The organism is Paenibacillus sp. Pae15 (assembly GCF_024519685.1).
In the GTDB taxonomy this organism is placed as follows: Bacteria; Bacillota; Bacilli; order Paenibacillales; family NBRC-103111; genus Paenibacillus_G; species Paenibacillus_G naphthalenovorans.
Map to the genome: position 1 here is coordinate 23,525 of NZ_JALJRM010000018.1, position 20,648 is coordinate 44,172.

22 protein-coding genes are annotated in these 20,648 nt (G+C 52.2%); 18 read left to right on the forward strand and 4 right to left on the reverse strand.

Annotation, left to right across the window (positions count from 1 at the left end; translation table 11 throughout):
* Nucleotides 1-20: 20 nt before the first annotated feature.
* On the reverse strand, nt 21-785 hold the full coding sequence (locus tag NR121_RS15625) for an ABC transporter permease (RefSeq protein ID WP_235594260.1): 765 nt from the start codon (nt 783-785) through the stop codon (nt 21-23).
* On the reverse strand, nt 718-1,557 hold the full coding sequence (locus NR121_RS15630; RefSeq protein ID WP_062407799.1) for an ABC transporter ATP-binding protein: 840 nt from the start codon (nt 1,555-1,557) through the stop codon (nt 718-720). The genes NR121_RS15625 and NR121_RS15630 overlap by 68 nt, the downstream gene beginning before the upstream one ends.
* Nucleotides 1,558-1,718: 161 nt before the next feature.
* Here NR121_RS15630 and NR121_RS15635 point away from each other — a divergent pair, with 161 nt between their 5' ends.
* The 7 genes from NR121_RS15635 to gndA all read left to right on the forward strand — a co-directional run bounded on the left by NR121_RS15635 (nt 1,719) and on the right by gndA (nt 9,932).
* The gene (locus NR121_RS15635; protein ID WP_062410870.1) at nt 1,719-2,615 is read left to right on the forward strand and encodes a stalk domain-containing protein; all 897 of its coding nucleotides are present in this window, start codon (nt 1,719-1,721) and stop codon (nt 2,613-2,615) included.
* Nucleotides 2,616-3,037: 422 nt separating this feature from the next.
* Nucleotides 3,038-3,634: a hypothetical protein gene (locus tag NR121_RS15640; RefSeq protein WP_054818031.1), complete on the forward strand. Its 597-nt coding sequence runs from the start codon at nt 3,038-3,040 to the stop codon at nt 3,632-3,634.
* Nucleotides 3,635-3,815: 181 nt separating this feature from the next.
* Nucleotides 3,816-4,826, forward strand: coding sequence for a LacI family DNA-binding transcriptional regulator (locus NR121_RS15645; RefSeq protein WP_054818032.1), 1,011 nt, complete (start codon nt 3,816-3,818; stop codon nt 4,824-4,826).
* A gap of 8 nt (nt 4,827-4,834) precedes the next feature.
* Nucleotides 4,835-6,103, forward strand: a complete 1,269-nt coding sequence (locus NR121_RS15650) for a nickel pincer cofactor-dependent isomerase, group 22 (protein ID WP_062407803.1) — start codon at nt 4,835-4,837, stop codon at nt 6,101-6,103.
* Nucleotides 6,104-7,663 carry a gluconokinase gene (gene gntK, locus NR121_RS15655; RefSeq protein ID WP_256831452.1) on the forward strand — a complete coding sequence of 520 codons (1,560 nt, stop codon included), beginning with the start codon at nt 6,104-6,106 and terminating at the stop codon, nt 7,661-7,663. It begins immediately after the preceding gene.
* Between the two features lie 21 nt (nt 7,664-7,684).
* A complete protein-coding gene (locus NR121_RS15660; RefSeq protein ID WP_171005874.1) occupies nt 7,685-8,452 on the forward strand; it encodes an SDR family oxidoreductase in 768 nt (255 codons plus the stop codon).
* A 67-nt stretch (nt 8,453-8,519) separates the two neighbouring features.
* Entirely contained in the window at nt 8,520-9,932 is a 1,413-nt protein-coding gene (gene gndA, locus NR121_RS15665) for an NADP-dependent phosphogluconate dehydrogenase (protein WP_137670001.1), read from the forward strand.
* Here the strand turns inward: gndA and NR121_RS15670 are convergent.
* Entirely contained in the window at nt 9,929-10,288 is a 360-nt protein-coding gene (locus tag NR121_RS15670; RefSeq protein WP_137670002.1) for a hypothetical protein, read from the reverse strand. The two genes, gndA and NR121_RS15670, sit on opposite strands and share 4 nt — an antisense overlap.
* 167 nt (nt 10,289-10,455) lie before the next feature.
* On the opposite strand from NR121_RS15670, the gene NR121_RS15675 reads away from it, so the two are divergent.
* Nucleotides 10,456-10,962 carry a shikimate kinase gene (locus NR121_RS15675; protein ID WP_137670003.1) on the forward strand — a complete coding sequence of 169 codons (507 nt, stop codon included), beginning with the start codon at nt 10,456-10,458 and terminating at the stop codon, nt 10,960-10,962.
* Here NR121_RS15675 and NR121_RS15680 read toward each other — a convergent pair.
* Entirely contained in the window at nt 10,959-11,252 is a 294-nt protein-coding gene (locus NR121_RS15680) for a rhodanese-like domain-containing protein (protein WP_054818034.1), read from the reverse strand. The genes NR121_RS15675 and NR121_RS15680 overlap by 4 nt on opposite strands.
* A 123-nt stretch (nt 11,253-11,375) precedes the next feature.
* On the opposite strand from NR121_RS15680, the gene NR121_RS15685 reads away from it, so the two are divergent.
* From NR121_RS15685 to NR121_RS15730, 10 genes are all read left to right on the forward strand, one after another.
* Nucleotides 11,376-11,759, forward strand: a complete 384-nt coding sequence (locus NR121_RS15685; protein ID WP_256831453.1) for a FluC/FEX family fluoride channel — start codon at nt 11,376-11,378, stop codon at nt 11,757-11,759.
* Nucleotides 11,759-12,118: a fluoride efflux transporter CrcB gene (gene crcB / locus NR121_RS15690; protein WP_074728190.1), complete on the forward strand. Its 360-nt coding sequence runs from the start codon at nt 11,759-11,761 to the stop codon at nt 12,116-12,118. Before NR121_RS15685 ends, crcB begins: the two co-directional genes overlap by 1 nt.
* A 15-nt stretch (nt 12,119-12,133) precedes the next feature.
* The gene (gene aroA / locus NR121_RS15695) at nt 12,134-13,429 is read left to right on the forward strand and encodes a 3-phosphoshikimate 1-carboxyvinyltransferase (protein WP_062407816.1); all 1,296 of its coding nucleotides are present in this window, start codon (nt 12,134-12,136) and stop codon (nt 13,427-13,429) included.
* A gap of 47 nt (nt 13,430-13,476) precedes the next feature.
* On the forward strand, nt 13,477-14,313 hold the full coding sequence (locus tag NR121_RS15700; RefSeq protein WP_082660980.1) for a C39 family peptidase: 837 nt from the start codon (nt 13,477-13,479) through the stop codon (nt 14,311-14,313).
* Between the two features lie 22 nt (nt 14,314-14,335).
* Nucleotides 14,336-14,764 (forward strand): CoA-binding protein, encoded by a 429-nt coding sequence (locus NR121_RS15705; protein WP_062407818.1) that lies wholly within the window; start codon nt 14,336-14,338, stop codon nt 14,762-14,764.
* Nucleotide 14,765: 1 nt separating this feature from the next.
* The gene (thiE, locus tag NR121_RS15710) at nt 14,766-15,413 is read left to right on the forward strand and encodes a thiamine phosphate synthase (RefSeq protein WP_054818037.1); all 648 of its coding nucleotides are present in this window, start codon (nt 14,766-14,768) and stop codon (nt 15,411-15,413) included.
* 133 nt (nt 15,414-15,546) lie between these two features.
* Entirely contained in the window at nt 15,547-16,269 is a 723-nt protein-coding gene (locus NR121_RS15715; RefSeq protein ID WP_062407820.1) for a hypothetical protein, read from the forward strand.
* Between the two features lie 132 nt (nt 16,270-16,401).
* Nucleotides 16,402-18,291 (forward strand): glucose PTS transporter subunit IIA, encoded by a 1,890-nt coding sequence (locus NR121_RS15720; RefSeq protein WP_062407822.1) that lies wholly within the window; start codon nt 16,402-16,404, stop codon nt 18,289-18,291.
* Nucleotides 18,284-20,050: a phosphoenolpyruvate--protein phosphotransferase gene (gene ptsP, locus NR121_RS15725; RefSeq protein WP_062407823.1), complete on the forward strand. Its 1,767-nt coding sequence runs from the start codon at nt 18,284-18,286 to the stop codon at nt 20,048-20,050. The genes NR121_RS15720 and ptsP overlap by 8 nt, the downstream gene beginning before the upstream one ends.
* Nucleotides 20,051-20,102: 52 nt before the next feature.
* Nucleotides 20,103-20,636, forward strand: a complete 534-nt coding sequence (locus tag NR121_RS15730; protein WP_062407825.1) for a type 1 glutamine amidotransferase domain-containing protein — start codon at nt 20,103-20,105, stop codon at nt 20,634-20,636.
* Nucleotides 20,637-20,648: the final 12 nt, after the last annotated feature.

Consider the following 20,648-nt stretch of genomic DNA (forward strand, 5'->3'; position numbering starts at 1 on the left):
TGACCGGATCGATAAGATCCTTATTTTTTGGTGCTGATCAGGCCATAACGGACCAGCAGCTTATCCTCCAGACGCTTGAAGCAGAAATGGTCGGATATCGTACCCAGCACAGCGATGATAATGACGATGCAAAGCATCAGCGCCGTATCCGCCAGATTGCGTCCGTCCTGAAGCAGTTGGCCAAGCCCCACGCCTTTGGCGATCAATTCGCCGGCAACCAGCGCCCGCCAGGCAAACGCCCAGGCAACGCGCACACCAGTCATCATATGGGGGAAAGCGGCGGGGACCATCACCTGATAGAACATCCGCAATCCATTCCCGGTGCCCATCGTTTGCGCTGCCTTAATATAAAGGGTCGGAATGTTCTTGATCCCGGTCCGGCTCGCCATGGCCATGGTCCAGGTCGCCCCGAGCGTGGTGATAAAGATTACGGCAAAATCGCTCATGCCAAACCAGATAATAGCAAACGGGAGCCAGGCGATGCTCGGAATCGTCTGCAGCGCAACGACCAGAAAGCCGATCGTATCGTCAATAAGACGATAGCGCGCGAACATAAAGCCGAGCACCGTGCCGACCACGATCGCCAGAATAAAGGCCATCAGAAGTCTCTTCAAACTTTGATAGGTAGCCTCCAGCAGCTGTCCGTGAACCAGCCCGTCATAGAATGCCTGGAAGGTCTGAAGCACGGAAGGGAACTTCCAGCCCCAGTCGAAAATTCTATATCCCGCTTCCCATGCTATCAGCAGAAGAATCAGAAAGAGGCTTCTTCTTAATGCTGTACTCATCGCCCATCTCCTCCTTTACCACTTTTTCAAGTTCATCGGCCAACGCTTCCATAACGCTGGCTTCTACGTGGTGCAAGACGGAATCGGAGTAATCCCGGGGACGAGCCGCCCTCACGGCGAACTCTTTCTTAATCGTGCCCGGTCGGGTCGACATGACGAGCACACGGTCCGAGAGGACAACCGCTTCCCGGATATTATGCGTAATAAACAGAATGGTCTTGCGCGTGCGCATCCAGATTTCTTCTAATTCTTTATGCAAAATCAGTCGGGTCTGCTCGTCCAGCGCCGCGAAAGGCTCGTCCATCAATAAAATTTCAGGGTCCATAGCCAGCGCGCGGGCTATGGCCGCCCGCTGCTTCATACCTCCGGAGAGCTCATGGGGATAACGGTCGGCAAACTTGCTGAGGTGTACCGCTTTAATCTGCTCCATAGCCAAAGCTTCGCGTTCTTTTTTTCCTATGCCTTTTTGTTTTAAACCGAAGGCTACGTTATCGAGAACCGTCAGCCATGGAAACAGCGCATGTTCCTGAAACACAACGACGCGGTCGGGCCCCGGCGTACTGCACGGTTTTCCATTCACGGTAATCGTCCCTTGCTCGGCTTGCTCCAGTCCGGCAACGAGATTCAACAAGGTCGATTTGCCGCAGCCGGAAGGTCCGAGCAGCGAAACGAATTCGCCTTTGTTGATCGTGAGCGATACATTGTCTATGGCCGTAAAGGTGCCTCCCGTGCGCTGATGAAACGTTTTGCTGACGTTTTTGATTTCAATCAACGTGGTCACTCTCCTTGATATGCGAACAATCATACCAACTAATTTTATAGGAATTAAAAGTCTTGTCAACACCATTTTTTGCAGGATTTCGACAGAAATATGTCGTATTGTATATAAGTATGTCCATTATTTTCCTTATGAATAGAAAGGTTTGAATGACGATGAATCGGATTAAACGCGTTTTTTGGATGGCAGCTTTAATGGGGAGCACTTTTACCGCAGGGGTATATGCAGAGGATGTGCTGCAGAAGGTAGAGGCTTATTTGCGTCCGGATTTCCGGTTGGTGCTGGACGGCAAGCCTGTTCAATTGTCGGGCCCGCCGCTGATTTATGAAGACAAAAGCTATTTGCCTTTAGCTGAACTGGGACGCCTGATGGGGGCCAACGTCTTGTGGAGGGGCGAGACCAAAACGATTTATATTAACAGCCGGATCAACCCGGAGCAGAAGGTGGAGGAGCGGAATCCGAACTATGAATCCATCGAGCTCTATAATCCGTATTCCATCACACTGAAATATCTCGGGGCGGAATACCCGATGCTGATTACATACAACAACAGTTCGACCAACTATGCCCCGTATTACCGGGAGTCGGACGTCAAGCGAATGGGTATAGACACCAACGGTCTGAATAAGGCCAAGGAGCGCTTGACAGGCGCATTATTCATCAGTGAGAGCGAATTGAATAAAAGGCTGCGTGAGACCCCTGAACAGGTGTATTCCGCCGACTACGAATCGTATGTCATCAATGGGGAGCTTCATCCCGAGAAGCTGAAAATGCTGCGGAGCCATGTTAAAAACACCCTTGTCGCGAATTACGACAACATATATATGTATAGAAAGCCGATCATTATCGATAAAGTAACAGGCGAAGAGGATATGTACGATTATTACTATCTGGAAACGGTACGCGCGCAGGATGGCTACGTTTTCGAACGCTATTGGAAAGACCGGCTTAAGGTGAATAAAAACTCCGATTGGCTGAATACGAGCTATACAGTGAATATTTACTCGAAGACGGATCTGGAGGACGAAGCGATCAAGCGGGAGAATCCTTAAGTTTCCCGAGACTCCCGATGAAGCGTTACCGCTTGCCGTCTATACAACCCGGTATATAGAGTTGTACCGCAACAGGATAAATTCAACACGTTCTCGCTCAGGAAACAGCTCCTGGGCGATGTTTTGTTTTACAAGCCTTCCGCTGTTTATCGGCCTCAGTTTCTCCTTCCTCTTGTTTCCCTGTGCCAGGCCTTTCAAAAAATTAGGTTCGAATTTCGTAAAAAAAGACAATAATCCAAGTTGCTAAAACATATGATTCATAATAAGATAGAACTAAGAAACAGAAAAATCAGAAAATTCTATCAAAGATATTGCAGGTTGGATCCGCTACTCGTCGTTATCATAGACAATGTCTGACCCAGCAATGTTCAACGCAACCGATGAAACTTTGTTCTTGCTATTCTACCTGAGGAGGGATTGCCGTGAGTAAAAGTCATGAAGTGGAATATTGCAACCTTGAGTTACGATTTGATCGTCGGCTAATCCGTAACTTCATCAAAACACTTATACAAGAAGGTTATTCCTTGTATTGGAATGAAAGTGATCAGCAATTTATCGTTTCCATCCGGACCGGCCGCAAGCTGGTAAAATTAAAATTCCAAAGGATAGGAGAAAGGTACAAGATTGTTGGCAACTACTCCTTTAAGGATGAGAAGCTCGCGGAGCTCATGGAGAAAATGATCGGGGATACACGAGGTCATGCTGTCGTCAAACGCTTTAAAGACCGGCAAATCCTGATCGAAAACATCATGTTCGGCCAAATCATTCGGATGGTGGAAATCTCGGGGGTGGAGCATAAAGTGTTATTCCAAAAAGAACCTGTCGTAACGGTGGAGGAAATGATGCAGGCGTTCCGTTCCAGACGTCCGGATGAACGTATCCCGGTGTTGAGGCTGGAGCTTGATTACGAACTGGCCGTTCTGCACGAAGCGCTGCAGAACGGAGACCGCGAAACCGCCGATGCATGTAAAGAAAGGTTGAAGGAGCTAAGGCATGAAATGCTACTGCTTGAAATGTGAATACGAAATGTGAAACGGCCTGTGTATCCGCATGGGCCGTTTCGTATGTCAGCCTGAATGAAGAATGCAGCGGAAAGGAACGGTAAAAAGAGGTCTGCGTGACGAAAGAAAGATGAATAAAAAGAGCATTGTTAACGTGTGCAATTCTGTGTTATGATTACAGCAAAGAGGTGGTTGGATTATGAGCAGCGTTACGATCAAGGATATCGCCAAGCTGGCTGGCGTATCGCACACAACCGTTTCCCGGGCGCTGAACGACAGTCCGCTGATTAATCCGGAAACGAAGGAACGGATCAAAGCGATTGCCGGAAGCCTGCAGTACACGCCCAATTACAGCGCCCGCAGTTTGGTGCTGGATCGTTCCTACAACCTGGGGCTGTTTTTTTCGACTCTGCGTACGGGTACTTCCGCAGGATTTTTGTACGAGGCGATCAAAGGCGTGAATGACGTCATTAAAGATGAATATAATTTGATCGTTCGCGGGATCGACGACTACAAAAGCTTTCATCAGGTGAACCGGAAAAGCTTCGACGGCATTATCGTGATGAGCCAAAGCGCAAGCGACCAGCCGTTCATTGAATATGCCGCGGAGAAAGGCATTCCGCTTATCGTATTGAACCGTGAAATCGAGGACGTCCAGGTCATGAATGTTGTGCCGGACGATCAAAGCGGAGCCTTTCGGATGACGGAGTATTTAATTCAACAGGGGCACCGCAGAATTGCCATTATTGAAGGCAAGGAAGGCTTCAAATCGACTCAATCCCGCCGCGACGGTTATCTTGAAGCGCTAAGGAAATATCATGTGGCGTTTTCAGAAGCTATGTCGGCGCAGGGAAATTATGATCTGGAAAGCGGCTATGCCGCGATGAACCGGCTGCTGGATCTGCCGGAGCGTCCCACAGCCGTATTTTGCTGCAATGACGATATGGCTCTCGGGGCCGTGAAAGCCATAACCGAACGCGGGCTCAAGGTGCCGGACGACCTTTCGGTCGTCGGTTTCGACGATCAACTGTTCTCCGCTTTCATGACGCCGGCTTTGACGACGATCAGAAGACCGATCGAAGAGATGAGCCGGGCGGGGGCGGCAAAATTGCTTGCGTTTATTGAAAGCAAGCAATTGGAGCATGAGACCGTCTACTTTCACACGGAGCTCGTCATCCGGGACTCTGTCAAAACCATCGCAGGAGGCTGACAAGAGCAATGAGCATATTAAGAGAACTGCTTCAAGATATCCCGATTCCGCAAGTAGTCAAGATCCGGCAAAAATTCAATGGAGACAAGCTGGAGAATCCGGTCGAAGAGTTGGTTAAAGAGCTTGGGAAGCCCGGGGCGATCGACCGAATCAAGCCGGGGCAGCAGGTCGCCGTCGCTGTGGGCAGCCGGGGCGTGGCTAATATCGCTGCGTTGACCAAAACGACGATAGATGCGATTAAACAGGCGGGAGCGCACCCGTTTATCGTTCCGTGCATGGGAAGCCACGGAGGAGCAACGGCTGAGGGGCAGAGGGAGGTGCTCCATCACCTTGGCATAACCGAGGAAGCGATGGGCGCGCCGATCCGTTCCTCCATGGAAGTGGTGAAGATCGATCAGCTTCCCAACGGTCTGCCGGTGTATGTGGACAAGTATGCTTCGGAAGCGGACGCGATTATCGTTATTAACCGTGTGAAACCGCACACCGCCTTCCGCGGGCCGATCGAAAGCGGAATTATGAAAATGATTTCCATCGGCCTCGGCAAACAGAAGGGGGCGGAAGCGTGCCATCAGCTCGGATTTAAATATATGGCGGAGAATGTGCCTGCCATGGCGCGCATTATGCTGGACAAACTGCCGATCGTATTCGGAATTGCGCTGGTTGAGAACGCCTATGACCAAACGTGTATCGTCGAGGTTCTGCCCGCGGAGCAAATCGAGGAGCGCGAGATCGAACTATTGAAGATCGCCAAAGCACGGCTCCCTAAAATTTTATTCGATCAAATCGATGTGCTGGTCATTGATTATATCGGAAAAAATATTAGCGGAGACGGCATGGACCCGAACGTGACCGGCCGCTATCCTACGCCTTATGCGCATGGCGGACCGGACGTATCCAAGATGGTTGTCCTCGATACGACGCCAGAGACCAAAGGCAATGCAAACGGGGTGGGAACGGCCGATTTTACAACCCAGCGCCTGGTGGATAAAATGGATCTGGCTGCCACGTATGCCAATGGCCTGACGTCTACCGTTTGTGCGCCGACCAAAATTGCGACGACGCTCGAAAACGATTTTTACGCCATCAAAGCCGCAATAAAAACATGCAACATTCTGGATTATACCAAATGCCGCTTGGTACGGATTCAAGACACGCTGCACCTCGGTGAAATCGAGATTTCCGTGAATTTGCTGGAAGAAGCAAGGCTTCATCCGGACATTGAGATTTTAACCGAACCATACGACTTGCCATTCAACAAGGAAGGGAACTTGATTTAAATGATTGGTTCGTCAGTACAAAAGCCTTATATCATTTCAGCGGATATCGGCACCACGAGCACCAAAACGCTTGTGATCGACCGGAGTGGCAGAGTGCTTGCTTCTCATTCCGTGGAATATCCTTTGTTTACGCCTGCGCCTGATATGGCCGAGCAGGATCCGGATGAAATATTCCAAGCGGTGCTGACCGCTGTTCGTACGGTGGTACGCAAAGCCGCCGTTCTGCCGGGGCAGGTGCTGTGTGTATCGTTCAGCTCGGCGATGCACAGTCTGATGGCGGTGGATAAGGAACTGCGGCCGCTGACACGCTGCATCACTTGGGCGGATAACCGCAGTGCAGCTTACGTGAAGGTGCTGAAAGAAGAGTTAAATGGACTTGATATTTACCGGAATACGGGAACGCCGATTCATCCGATGTCCCCGCTGCTTAAGCTGATGTGGTTCCGCGACCATCGGCCCGACCTGTTCGATCAGGCCTACAAATTTATCGGAATTAAAGAATACGTATTTGCCAGGCTGTTCGGTAAGCTGGTCATCGATTATTCCATAGCCAGCGCCACGGGGTTGTTCAATCTGCGCAGGCTGGAATGGGACGAAGGAGCGCTCGCGGCCTGCGGCGTTCGACGCGAACAGCTGTCTGACCCGGTACCCACGACCTGCATCCTGCAGGGCATGAACGCGAATGCTGCGGCTTCGATGGGGCTCGCGGAAGATACTCCATTTGTAGTGGGGGCTTCCGACGGCGTTCTGGCGAACCTCGGCGTAGGAGCCCTGGACCAGGGAGTGTATGCCGTGACTATAGGGACAAGCGGCGCTGTGAGAGGCGTCGTGCGCGAGCCGGTGACAGATCCGCAAGGCCGGTTGTTCTGCTATGCCTTAAAGGAGGATTTCTGGGTCGTCGGAGGGGCGATCAACAACGGCGGCATCATGTTCCGCTGGGTGCGAGACCAGTTAGCCACGGCGGAAGCGGAAGAAGGCCGGCGCCGCGGAATGGATCCGTATGATTACTTAACGGCGCTGGCGCGCGAAGTATCTGCGGGCTCGGACGGATTGATCTTTCTTCCGCTGCTGTCCGGAGAACGCGCGCCTTATTGGAACGCGAATGCTCGCGGCGTCTTTTTCGGATTATCCTTGTATCATCAGAAGAAACACATGATTCGCGCCGTGCTCGAAGGCGTCATGTACCGGATCCATTCGGTCGTGAAGGCTCTTGAGGAGCTGGGCGGTCCGACCAGGGAAGTGCGCGCCTCGGGAGGGTTTGCAAGATCGCCTTTCTGGCTGCAGATGATGGCCGATGTGCTTGGCACGGACGTCGCCGTACCGAATACCATTGAGAGTTCCGGTCTCGGGGCGGCCCAGTTAGGCATGCTGGCGCTTGGAGAGATTAAAGACTTCTCCAGCGTGCATGATTGGATGCATGTGGAACAGTCGCTTCAGGCCAGTGAGCGGAACCACGAAATATATCGACAGTTGACAAAAATTTATAATCGTGTGTACCATCAGTTGAAGGACGAGTTTGATGCCATCGCCGCTTTCCAATTGACGCACACGCAATCCTAAGGGGGCTTTTCGACCATGAGCATGAATTTATTCGATCTTACGGGAAAAACAGCCGTCATCATCGGCGGCAACAGTACTTTGGGCGGCGCCATGGCAGTCGGCTTGGGCGGACACGGCGCGGATGTGGCGATTGTAGGACGCAACATGGAGAAATCCGAAGAGGTGGCCAAGCGTGTGGAGGAGGCGGGAGGTAAAGCACGATGCTTCTCTGCCGACGCGACCAACGCAGACGATCTGAGGCGGGTATTGTCGGAGGTTCTGGCTTGGACGGGCCGCTGCGACGTGCTGATGAACTGTCCCGGAATGAACAGCCCGACGCCGTTCTTTGAGCTGCAGATGGACGAATGGGATGCGATCATGGATGTAAATCTGAAAAGCGTGGTGTTGGCTTGTCAAATTTTTGGGAAGCATATGGTTGATAAAGGCGAGGGAGGCAGCATCATCAATATTTCCTCCGTTTCCTCCGAGCCTCCGCTCTCCCGCGTATTCACTTATTCCGCTTCCAAAGCGGCGGTCAACAACGTGACGCAGTTTTTGGCGCGCGAATTTGCGCCGGCGCGAGTGCGCGTGAACGCTATTATTCCAGGCTTCTTCCCGGCTGAGCAGAACCGTAAAATCCTGTCGCCCGACCGGGTTGATGCGATCATGAGGCACACGCCGATGAACCGGTTCGGCGAAGCGGAGGAGCTTCAGGGGGCTGCCGTGTATTTGGCCTCGGAGAAGGCGTCCGGCTTTGTTACGGGAGCCCTTCTTCGGGTGGACGGGGGCTTCGGGGCGATGACGATCTAGAGAGAGCTGCTTTTCTTTTTGAAATCGTCAGCAATTCACTAAGGATAAGGAAGGAAGAGAGAGACTTATGTCGAAACAACAGGTTGGCGTAATCGGACTTGCTGTCATGGGCAAGAATTTGGCTTTGAATATCGAAAGCAGAGGATTCAGCGTTTCCGTATACAACCGTTCCCGCGAAAAAACCGATGCGCTGTTGTCCGAATCGCCGGGCAAGCGATTGGTCGGTACATACAGCATTGAGGAATTTGTCGCTTCGCTTGAGAAACCGCGTAAAATCTTGATCATGGTCCAAGCCGGAAAGGCGACCGACGATACGATTAATCAGTTGATTCCCCATCTTGAGCAGGGGGATATTATCATCGACGGCGGCAACGCGTTCTTCCCGGACACGCAGCGCCGTAATAAAGAATTGCAGGCGCACGGCCTCCGTTTTATCGGTACCGGCGTATCGGGTGGCGAAGAAGGCGCTTTGAAAGGACCGGCGATTATGCCAGGAGGACAGAAGGATGCCTACGAGTTGGTGGCTCCGATTCTGACAGCCATTTCCGCTAAAGTAAACGGCGACCCTTGCTGCACATACATTGGTCCGGACGGCGCCGGCCACTACGTCAAAATGGTGCATAACGGAATTGAGTATGGAGATATGCAGTTAATTTGCGAAGCTTACCAGCTGCTGAAGGACGTCCTGGGCGTTAATACTCGGGAGCTTCATGAAATATTCGCCGACTGGAACAAAGGCGAATTGGACAGCTATCTGATTGAGATTACGGCGGATATTTTCACCAAATATGATCAGGAAACGGGCAAACCGATGGTTGATGTCATTCTCGACTCGGCCGGCCAAAAGGGAACAGGCAAATGGACCAGCCAAAGCGCACTTGATCTCGGCGTGCCGCTTTCCATCATCACCGAGTCGGTATTTTCCCGCTTCCTTTCCGCCATGAAAGAAGAACGGGTGGCCGCAAGCAAGGTGCTTAACGGTCCGAAGCTGACAGTATTCGAAGGCGACCGCAAGGAATTTATCGAAGCCGTGCGCAAAGCGCTGTATGCGAGCAAAATTTGCTCCTACGCACAGGGCTTCGCTCAAATGAGAGCCGCAAGCGAAGAATACGGCTGGGATCTGCAATACGGCAACATCGCCATGATTTTCCGCGGCGGCTGCATTATCCGCGCCCGATTCCTGCAAAACATCAAGGATGCGTATGACCGCAATCCGGAACTTAAAAACCTTCTGCTTGACGAGTACTTCAAGGGGATCGTGGAAAACTATCAGGAAGCATGGAGAACCGTGGTGGCGACCGCCATTAGCCGCGGCATTCCGGTGCCAGCCTTCGCTTCCGCGCTGGCCTATTACGACAGCTATCGGACGGAGCGTCTGCCTGCTAATCTGCTGCAAGCGCAGCGGGACTATTTTGGAGCTCATACGTTCAAGCGCGTGGACAAAGAAGGAACCTTCCATTACCAATGGATGGAAAACTAAGCCTTCTCATCATTTAGAGCGGCCTGCCTGAGCGAACGGGTTCTGGCCGGATGCAATCCGTAAGAGGCCTCGGCCAGCCAAAGCTTCAGCCGGTCGGCATCCTGATCGAATCCGTTGCGCCGTTGAATCAGCATCAGGGCGATTTCAGCAAAATAGCGAAAGTTTTGAAGCAGTCGTGGCTGGGAAAGATCTTTTAAATTCAGATCTTCCTCGGCCACCTTTTTTTTAATGAATTCGAGCATCCAGACAATGTCTTCCTTGCAAAGGGGCGTGGAAGAATCTAAGATTTGCTGGAGCTTCAGATCTGTTGCCAAGGGTGCGGGAACCTTCGGGTTCGAGAGGGCATCGGGTACCATAATAAAGGATCTCCTTTCGCAGCTATACAGCATTATCAGCTTGACTGTTTAAGCTGGGATTTATTCACATCCATCATATGTGTTCACTAAACTTTCTATTCACGTTGGGACAAGCTGTGATATGATAGGGTAAGTTTAAAGACTTTAGCCAGAGGTGCAGCATGGAAATGAACCGCAATATTATACTGGTCGGTTTGATGGGATCGGGCAAATCGACTGTAGGACAAGCGCTGTCCGCCAAGTTGGGCTGGACCTATGTCGACACGGATTCAGAGATCGTAAGAAGCCAAGGCATGAGCATCAGCGACATGTTTGCCAAGTTGGGAGAAGAGGCGTTTCGGAAGGCGGAAAGCGAAATCATAGGGAATGTGCTGAAGCGAAGCGAGCAGGTTGTCTCTACGGGCGGCGGAGCGGTACTGCTTGAACTGAACCGCCTTGCCATGAAAGAGAACGGGTTTGTCGTTGCTCTCTTTGCCTCGGTAGAGACTATTATCGAGCGCGTTAAAGGGGATCAAAACCGCCCACTTCTTCAAGGTCATCTGGAGGAACGGGTAAAACACATTGCGAAAAGCAGGGAACATGCTTACGACTTTGCGGATTTGAAGGTGGATACGGATGGCTTACCGGTAGACCGCATCGTCGAGATCATATGCAGCAGAATAGGAAACGCTTAGAGCGTTTCCCATTCCAGCATCCCGCCGGTCATGTTTTTGAGTCCTTTGAAGCCTTGCGCTTCCAGGTATTCATAGGCTCTGCCGCTTCGGTTGCCGCTGCGGCAGACGAGAATCGTTTCTCCATCCTGCGGAATTTCCGCAAGCCGTTCGGGAATTTGCATGAGGGGAATCGACTTCGCGCCCGGAATCATCCCGAGAGCGATTTCTTCCGGTTCGCGGACATCAAGAATAAAAAGCTTCTCGCCGCTCTCGATTCGCTGTTTGACTTCTGCTGGAGTGATCGTCTGCATGGAATAGTCCTCCTTATGGGGATAGCCTTATGGCGAATGAATTCATCATAACGATTTCATCATAATGAAAAAATAGAAGCTGTGTCAAACCTATTCATGCCGCACACCAGGAGGGATATAGAGATGACAGCAGTATACATAGGTCTGGCGGGTGTGGCCGGAGCCTTGGCCCGCTACGGGATGTCTCTTGCTTTAAACCATGGGAGCTCACATTTCCCTTGGGGGACCCTGCTGTGCAATCTTGCCGGTTGTTTGCTGCTGGGCCGATTCGCTTATTCTGTGAGACTGGGCCGGTATCCCCGGATCAGAGCTGCCGTGACGACGGGATTTATCGGATCGTTCACGACGTTTTCCACCCTAAGCTGGGAGTTTTTTGAATTGCTTGGGCACGGACAGTATGCAAGCACCGCGGTTTACTTTTTGATCAGCTTATGGGGCGGGCTGTTGTGCGTTCATCTTGGCCGACGTTCCCATGTCCTGTTTGCGAAAAGGGGTTCTGCCGAGTGATGTCGAATACATTGCTGTATATGGTTTTGGTGGCCGCTGGAGGCTTCGGGGGAGCGATCAGCCGATATTGGATGAGCGGGAGGATCGCCAAGCGGTTTCCCGGCCCGATTCCTTACGGTACGCTTTCAGTTAATGTCCTGGGAGCCTTTTTGCTCGGCTGGCTATGGGGCCATGGGGCGGATACCCGGATGATGGCTCTGCTCGGAAGCGGATTTCTCGGGGCTTTCACCACATTTTCCACTTTCAAGCTGGAGTCTTGGGACCTGATGGCGCAAGGCCGCAAGCGTTCCGCCTGGATATATATGGGACTCACTTATACGGCGGGGATAGCCTTTGTTTATTTAGGATACATCATATAAGGAGAGATACTTACGATGAGAGCAATTGTTAAACCAACGCCGCGCCTGGAAGGAACGATCAATGCGCTGTCTTCCAAAAATTACACGACTCGCTATTTGCTGATCGGCGCACTGGCGGATGGAACGAGCACCGTGTACTACCCGGCTCACAGCGAGGACAGCGATGCGATGCGCCGATGCATCCGTGATCTGGGAGCGGTGATTGAAGAGGACGATGAGAAAATGACGATTCGCGGCTTCGGCCGCAATCCTAAACATGTGAAAGAGCTGAACGTTGGCAATGCGGGGGCTGTGCTGCGATTTTTGATGTCCGTGGCCGCTTTTTGCCCGGAAGTGACCTTTGTGAATACCTATCCGGACTCACTCGGAAAAAGACCTCATGACGACTTGATCGACGCTCTGCAGCAAATGGGTGTCCAGGTGGAGCATCGGGACGGCAAGCTTCCGATTACGATCCGCGGCGGGCAGCCGCGCGGCGGCAAGATCACGGTTTCCGGCAACGTCAGCTCGCAATTTTTAAGCTCGCTTTTGTTCATGACGCCGCTTTTGGAGGAAGACAGTGAAATTACGGTGCTTCATGACTTGAAATCCAAGGTCATTGTAGGGCAGACACTCGAAGTGATTGCGCAAGCGGGCATCCGGATCGAAGCTTCCGACGATCTGATGCATTACAAAGTTCCCGGAAGACAGCAATATCTGCCGCAAAAGTATGTAGTACAAGGCGATTATCCGGGATCGGCTGCGATACTGGCTGCAGCCAGCGTTACAAATTCGGATGTCTCGGTACTTCGCCTTTCCGAGGACAGCAAGCAGGGAGAGCGAGCCGTGGTGGACGTGCTGCGGGCGATGGGCGTGAACTTGACTCACGAGAACGATGTCGTTCGCGTACGCGGCAGCCAAAAGCTGAAGGCCGGTGAGTTTGACGGCGATCATTTTACCGATGCCGTTCTGGCCATGGTGGCGGCATCCCTGTTTGCCGAAGGCACTTCCCGTTTTTACAATGTCGAGAATCTTCGCTATAAGGAATGCGACCGTATTACCGACTTTGTAACCGAGCTGCGCAAGGCGGGCGCGGATGTGGAAGAAAGACAAAGCGAAATCATTGTCCACGGTCGTCCGCAAGGCATTGCCGGCGGCGTGGAAATCAACGCGCATTACGATCACCGCGTCATTATGGCGCTGACGGTTGCAGGATTGCGTTCGGATAAGGGCCTTGTCATTAACGATGCGCATCATGTAGCCAAGTCGTACCCGCAATATTTTGAACATCTCCTCTCTCTGGGTGCGAACATCGAGCTCGTACAGGAATAAAAAAGCCAGGATGAATAATCCGTTTGCGGCCAGGCGGTGTTTACATGATGACCATCTTGTGGAAAGGTATTCAAGTTACGTTAGGTCTCTTTCTGATTGCGGGACTGCTGTTCGCCAGCGGCGTTTTTGCCGTCCTGTTATACGGCAAAATCACCGGACAGGCATGGTTGAATGAACCCGTTTTAAGCGGACCCGTTGTCCATGCGGACCAATCGGCGCAGGGAACTCCGACCCCTAACGGGAATAACGCCGATGCTGCAGTAGAGAAGCCGGCAGAACCCAGACCCAAAAGCGTCGTGCTGGACGCGCCCGTTGTCCGCCAGCTTCCGGAGCTCCCTTCCGGCTGCGAGGTCACAAGCCTGACGATGCTGCTTCAGTATTACGGCGTGAACAAATCGAAGATGGAGCTTGCCAAAGAGATGAAGCGGGATGCAACTCCGATCCGTTACAACAAGGACGGCTCTATCGCTTATTGGGGCAACCCGAACCTGGGTTTTGTCGGAGAGGTGACGGGCGCGGGCAAAGGCTTCAGCATTTATCATACGGCATTGTTCGACCTGCTGAAGGCGTATGTGCCCACGGCTGTCGATATGACGCGGGAGCCGTTCTCTAAGCTTGAAGATCAATTGATTCAAGGCATTCCCTCTGTGGTGTGGACGACCATCGATTATAAAGTGCCGAGCAAATGGGTCGTATGGGATACGCCGATCGGACCGTTTCAATCCACCTTCATGGTGCATGCCGTATTGCTTGTGGGCTTTGACGAGGAGTATGTGTATGTGAATGATCCCCTGTCGGGAAAAGGCAAGCACAAGATTGAAAAAACACAATTTTTGGCAACCTGGGAAGCGATGGGGAGCCAGGCGCTCAGCTATACAAAATAATATGTGATAAGGAGTGAGCAGGATGCCGTTTCAAAATCCGTCTCGCGAGGCCATTAAAGAAATATTGGTGAATGCAAAGAATATTGCTGTGGTTGGCTTGTCCGACAAGCCCGACAGGGAGTCTTATATGGTGTCGGAGGCCATGCAAAAGAAGGGCTACCGCATCATTCCGGTCAATCCGATGGTCAACGGTACGATTCTGGGTGAAGCTTGCTACAAATCGCTGGCGGATATCCCGGAACCGGTCGATATCGTCAACGTCTTCCGGAGAAGCGAACAAACGGTTCCGGTGGCTGAGGAAGCGGTACGTATCGGAGCTAAGGTGTTGTGGCTGCAGTTGGGCATTTACAATGAAGAAGCGGCAGATATTGCCAAAGCCGGGGGGCTTGAAGTGATTATGGACCGCTGCATCAAGGTAGAGGATTCCATTTTGCTGCCTGGAGGGAAGTAAGTTGTTTCGGGAAAACCTGCAAAATCGTTTAGCTGTTTATTTGGTTATGGGGCTTGACGCTTATGAGGGAAGAACCGCCCTTGAAACGGCGAAGGCTGCTTTGGAAGGCGGCATTACGATGCTGCAGCTCAGAGAGAAGAAAGCGCCGTTATCCCGGGTTCTGAAGGAGGCCCGGCCGATCCGGGAATTATGCCGGGAGTTCGGCGTTCCCTTTATTGTTAATGATAGGGTAGACGTTGCCTTACTGCTTGAAGCCGACGGCGTTCATGTAGGCCAGGACGATCTTCCCGGCTCGGAGGCGCGCAGGCTGATGGGCAAGGACGCCATCGTCGGGATCTCCGCAGGGACGATGGAAGAAGTGGAATGGGCAGTGCAGAACGGGGCGGATTATCTGGGTGTCGGGGCCATCTACTCCACACTGACCAAAGGCGATGCAGGCGAGCCGATCGGCACCCGGCTTCTCGGCCAAATCAAGCAGCGCTGGAGCCGCATTCCCATGGTTGGCATAGGGGGAATCGGACACGGACAAGCCGCCCCCGTTGTAGCAGCCGGTGCGGACGGCGTAGCCGTCGTATCCGCCATTGTTCATAGCCGGGATCCGCGTCTTGCCGCCGAACGGCTGAAGCTGGAAGTGCTTGGCGCACGCTGACGATTGAAAAAAAGATCCGGCAAGGTTATAAAAAAAATCCTCCTTGAAGAAAATAAGAAAGGCTTTCGGAATAGAACGGACGAATGTGCGCCGGAACCGGAAGACTTCTTAATCTCATTCAAGGAGGATTTTCATGTATAATCAACAGGGCTTCCAAAACAATGTTCAAAATCAGGCAGGAGCTCATTACGGTTCCCAGTACCGCGGGTATGAAACCAAATACCAACCGGTGGGCTATGTTCAATCCCAGTATAACCAATCCTTGAACCAAGGAACGAACAATCAGTGGAATTCGTCTTTCGGTTCTAATCAAAACGCCGGATCTTACCACACCGCCAACTACCGCGGGAATCAAGCGGGTCATGATGCTTACCTGCGTTCGGATTCCAGCCAGCCGTCCCAAAGCCAATACAGCGGGTTTGCCAGTCAATCGAGCCAATTCGGCAGCCAGTACAACGCGGGAATAAGCCAACAATTCGGCGTTTCCAACCAACAACAATACGGACAATACCAGAACCCGCAGTCTTATCATACGGCGAACTACCGCGGGAATCAAGCGGGTCATGATGCTTACCTGCGTTCGGATTCCAGCCAGCCGTCCCAAAGCCAATACAGCGGGTTTGCCGGTCAATCGAGCCAATTCGGCAGCCAGTACAACGCGGGAATAAGCCAACAATTCGGCGTTTCCAACCAACAACAACAATACGGACAATATCAAAACCCGCAGTCTTATCACACGGCGAACTACCGTGGAGACCAACAAGGCCATGACGCCTATTTGCGCTCGGACTCCACACAGCCGTCTCAAAGTCAATTCGGGGTGAATGTCAGCAGCATCAACAGATATCAAGTCTGATTTATCGGGATTGGTTAAAAGGGACGGATATTCATTTCCGTCTCTTTTTTTCTTGCGGAGGCTTCATTTCATTGTTTGACAAAAAAGTGTCCAAGCCTTACGATCTTAATATGAAAGGGGGAGCGGCTTGCTTTGAATTGGATGGGAAACCTGCAGCAGCTTGGCCGATCTTTGATGCTGCCCACGATAACGCTTCCCGTTGCAGCCATTTTGCTGCGTCTCGGTTCGCTGCCTTGGGAACAAATGCAATTGCCCCAAATCGGGGAAATTTTAACGATGGCCGGGACGACGATCTTTACTTATTTGCCGCTGATTTTTGCCGTGGGCGTTGCGCTCGGCCTGACGGAGAGCGCGGGCATAGCGGGAATGTCGGCCTTAATTGGGCATTATATGTTCAGTGAATCGCTGAAGCATTTTTTGGGCGAATCGTTCCAGCTTGGAGTTCCGGGCGGGATTCTGATCGGTTTGCTGGCGGCGGTAATTTATCATCGGGTGAAGCATATTCAGCTTCCCGAATATATACAATTTTTCGGTGGCCCGCGGATGGTGCCGCTGCTTATGGGTCTGGCCATTTTTATTCTGATCGTGGTCATGATTCATATAGGTCCTGCTTTGGAATCGGGCATGCAAGCGCTGACGAATGTCATCTTGGGGCTGGGCGGATTCGGGACCTTCTTGTATGGAATCATTCACAGGCTGTTGGTGCCTTCAGGTCTTCATCACGTGTTTAATAATTTTTTCTGGTTCCAGCTAGGGGCTTACGACGCTAACGGTCAGCCGGTGTTCGGAGACCTGCCCCGTTTTTTTGCCGGCGATCCCGAAGCAGGGTTCTATATGGCCGGGTTATATCCGATCATGATGTTTGCGCTCCCGGCCATTGCGCTGGCCATTATCCATGAAGCGCGCGAAGACTTGAAGCCGAAAGTTCGCGCCACATTTTTAACCGCGGCGTTTGCCTGTTTTTTAACCGGTGTGACGGAGCCGATCGAGTTCGCCTTTTTATTCGTGGCGCCGTATCTTTTTATTGTGCATGCCATTCTCTCCGGTTTTGCGATGTGGATTGCATTTGCTCTGGACATCCACCACGGGTTCTCCTACGCGGCAGGCGCGATCGACTTTTTAATCAACCTGCACCTGGCGAAAAACGGCTGGCTCCTCATCCCGATCGGTCTGGCATACGGAATGGTCTATTACGTCTTGTTTCGTTGGGCGATACGCCGATTCCGCATCCCTACACCCGGCCGCGAGGAAGGCTCGCAGCTGGAAGAGTGGGCAGGGGATATTCCTTATCGTTCCCCGCTGATTCTGCAGGCCCTGGGGGGAAAGAACAACATCAAGAACATTGAAGCCTGCATTACCCGCCTTCGTCTGACTCTCGTCAACGATCGTCTGATGGACACCGCGGCGCTTAAGCATCTGGGCGCAGCCGGAGTCATCCGGTTGGGCGGGGGGAACGTGCAGGTGGTTTTCGGCACCTATTCCGAGCTGATCCGTGAGGAAATCAATAAGGCGCTGCGCAGGGACATTAAGCAAGTCCTGTTCAACTCGCCCATGCAGGGCCGCATGATTCCGCTGGAAGAAGTGCCGGACAAAATTTTTGCCGGGAAGATCGTCGGCAACGGGGTAGCTTTTCTCCCTGAAAAGGGGGAACTCGTAGCTCCTGTGGGCGGTAAGATCATCCATGTATATCCGTCGCTTCATGCGATTGGTATCGAAACGGAACATGGTCTTCAGGTACTGCTGCATATCGGTATCGACACGTCTCATCTTCAGGGGAAATATTTCACCTGCTTCGTTAAAGAAGGAGACCAGGTGGAGCCTGGTCAGCTGCTGGTTCGGTTCAATTTGAACAGGGTGAAAAAGAACAGTAAATCGCTGGCGACGCCAATGCTGATCACCAACGTCGATAAGGTCAAGTCATGGAGCTTTGCGCCTTATAAAACGGTGAAAAAAGGCCAGGCGTCCGTTATGTCGGTCGTACTCAAGGATGCCGTCACAGAGGGAGGGAACGCTTTTGATTGAGGGAATCGGAGCATCATCCGGTATTGCTATGGGCAAAGCTTTTGTCATCCCGACATGGGAATGGGACTTTCCCGATAAGCTGATCGATGTTGCGGATTTGGCTTATGAATTCGAACGGTTATATGACGGGATCCATCATTCCAAGGTGGAGATCGAGCAGATCAAGCAAGAGTTCGTCAGTGTACTGGGCGAAGAGCAGACGCAAATTTTCGACGCTCACCTGGCGATCCTTGAAGACCCGATCTTTATGAGCGAAGTGCAAGGGATCATGCAGCGCCAGTATAAGGCTGCGGAGGTAGCGGTCAAGGAAGCGATCGATAAATTTGTCAACATGTTCGATCTGCTGGACGATCATTACATGAAGGAGCGGGCGCTGGATATTAAGGATGTCGGCAACCGACTGCTCAAGCATTTGCTCGGAGCGCTCGAAGAGACGCTCCCTCCTAAGGATCAGCCGTATATTCTGGTAGCTAAAGAATTAATTCCTTCCCAAATGGTTCATCTTGACGTCAATCAAACGATGGGGATTGTTACGATGATGGGGGGCAAGACCTCGCACGTGGCCATCATGGCCCGCGCCATGAGCGTGCCTTATGTGCTTGGGCTTGAGGGAAAGCTGCAAACGCCGATTCAAAACGGAGATTACCTTATCATCGACGGAGATGAAGGGATCGTTTACGTCAATCCGGAGGAAGAAATTATTCGGCAGTACGAAGCGCGAAGGGAATCTTGGAAGGCGATCCAGGAACAGCTGCAAAAATTGGCGCACCTGCCTTCCCAAACCGAAGACGGCTGGCAGATGAATCTTGCAGCCAACATCAGCTCGGTGAAGGAGCTGGATTTGGTGATCCGCAACGGGGCATCCGGCGTGGGTCTGTTCCGGACGGAATTTTTGTACATGGACCGGAGCACCTTCCCGCAAGAAGAGGAGCAGTTTGTTGTTTACCGTGAGGTCGCCGAGCGGCTTCAAGGGAAGCCGGTCGTGATCCGCACGCTCGACATCGGCGGCGACAAGCATTTGGATTATTTGGCATTGCCCGAAGAGGAGAATCCTTCGCTTGGATACCGCGCGATACGAGTGATGCTGGACCGGACCGATTTGTTCAAGACGCAGCTGCGTGCCATCCTCCGGGCCAGTCATTACGGCAGCGTCAAAATCATGTATCCGATGATCAGCAGCCTAGAAGAGCTGCATCGGGCAAATGAATTGCTGGAAGAAGCCAAGCAGGAGTTGAGGGAAGCTAAAGTGCCCTTCAGCGAGGAGGTTGAGGTAGGCATTATGATTGAGCTGCCGGCATCGGTCATGATCTCCGACCTGCTGGCCCAAGAGGTTGATTTCTTCAGCATCGGTACGAACGATCTGGTACAGTACGTACTGGCTGTAGACCGGATGAATGAACAGGTGGCTCATCTGTACGATCCTTATCATCCTGCGGTGCTGCGTATGCTGAAGATGATCGTAGATAACGCCAAGCGGTTCAAAACGCATGTCAGCGTATGCGGCGAGCTCGCAGGGGATATACGCGCCCTGCCGATCTGGCTGTCGCTTGGAATTAAGGAATTAAGCATGTCGGTCCAAGCCATATTGAAGGTGAAAAACAGCTTGCTGCAAAGCAAATACAGCGATACCGAGGGCATATGGGACGAGTTGTCCAAATGTATGTCCAGCTCCGCTGTCATCGAGGTGCTCGGCCGCTATCTGGAGACTGATTTGGCGGAGGAAACCAAACCTCATTGGCCGGCAAGCGGCTGCTGTTAACCCGCTCGCCGTTGCAAGAGACGATCCATAAATTTGTGGGAGGAAAACGAAGATGGAATTAAAAGGCCGCAAAGTGCTTGCTTTTGTAGACGAGGATTTTGAAGATTTGGAGATGTGGTATCCGGTGATGCGGCTGAAGGAGGCCGGAGCGGAGGTGCACCTCGCCGGTCCCAAAGCCAATACGGTATATCACGGCAAATACGGGGTTCCGCTGACAACCGACCATGCTCTGGATGAAGTTCGTTCCGAGGACTATATTGGCTTGTATATCCCCGGCGGCTGGGCCCCTGACAAATTGCGCCGTTATGCATCCGTGCTTCAGCTCACCAAGGAATTTCATGCTGCCGAGAAGCCGATTGCCCATATTTGTCACGCCGGCTGGGTGTTGGCATCCGCCAAAATTTGTAAGGGCTATACCATGACCTCGACCCCGGGGATTAAGGACGACCTGGAGAACGCCGGAGCCATCTGGGTGGATCAAGAGGTTGTAGTGGACCGGAATATCGTCTCCGGCCGCAGGCCCCCGGATCTTCCCGCATTTACGAAAACGTTCGTCGACGTATTGGCCGGGTATATCCGCAAATAAAGCTTCGGCAAG

Coding starts and splice junctions, on each gene's coding strand:
- NR121_RS15675 (WP_137670003.1), top strand. CDS start 10,456: ATGAACCGCAATATTATACTGGTCGGTTTGATGGGATCGGGCAAATCG.
- aroA (WP_062407816.1), top strand. CDS start 12,134: ATGAGAGCAATTGTTAAACCAACGCCGCGCCTGGAAGGAACGATCAAT.
- gndA (WP_137670001.1), top strand. CDS start 8,520: ATGTCGAAACAACAGGTTGGCGTAATCGGACTTGCTGTCATGGGCAAG.
- crcB (WP_074728190.1), top strand. CDS start 11,759: ATGTCGAATACATTGCTGTATATGGTTTTGGTGGCCGCTGGAGGCTTC.
- NR121_RS15660 (WP_171005874.1), top strand. CDS start 7,685: ATGAATTTATTCGATCTTACGGGAAAAACAGCCGTCATCATCGGCGGC.
- NR121_RS15670 (WP_137670002.1), bottom strand. CDS start 10,288: ATGGTACCCGATGCCCTCTCGAACCCGAAGGTTCCCGCACCCTTGGCA.
- NR121_RS15705 (WP_062407818.1), top strand. CDS start 14,336: ATGCCGTTTCAAAATCCGTCTCGCGAGGCCATTAAAGAAATATTGGTG.
- NR121_RS15730 (WP_062407825.1), top strand. CDS start 20,103: ATGGAATTAAAAGGCCGCAAAGTGCTTGCTTTTGTAGACGAGGATTTT.
- NR121_RS15685 (WP_256831453.1), top strand. CDS start 11,376: ATGACAGCAGTATACATAGGTCTGGCGGGTGTGGCCGGAGCCTTGGCC.
- NR121_RS15625 (WP_235594260.1), bottom strand. CDS start 785: ATGAGTACAGCATTAAGAAGAAGCCTCTTTCTGATTCTTCTGCTGATA.
- NR121_RS15700 (WP_082660980.1), top strand. CDS start 13,477: ATGACCATCTTGTGGAAAGGTATTCAAGTTACGTTAGGTCTCTTTCTG.
- NR121_RS15715 (WP_062407820.1), top strand. CDS start 15,547: ATGTATAATCAACAGGGCTTCCAAAACAATGTTCAAAATCAGGCAGGA.
- NR121_RS15635 (WP_062410870.1), top strand. CDS start 1,719: ATGAATCGGATTAAACGCGTTTTTTGGATGGCAGCTTTAATGGGGAGC.
- gntK (WP_256831452.1), top strand. CDS start 6,104: ATGATTGGTTCGTCAGTACAAAAGCCTTATATCATTTCAGCGGATATC.
- NR121_RS15645 (WP_054818032.1), top strand. CDS start 3,816: ATGAGCAGCGTTACGATCAAGGATATCGCCAAGCTGGCTGGCGTATCG.
- NR121_RS15650 (WP_062407803.1), top strand. CDS start 4,835: ATGAGCATATTAAGAGAACTGCTTCAAGATATCCCGATTCCGCAAGTA.
- NR121_RS15680 (WP_054818034.1), bottom strand. CDS start 11,252: ATGCAGACGATCACTCCAGCAGAAGTCAAACAGCGAATCGAGAGCGGC.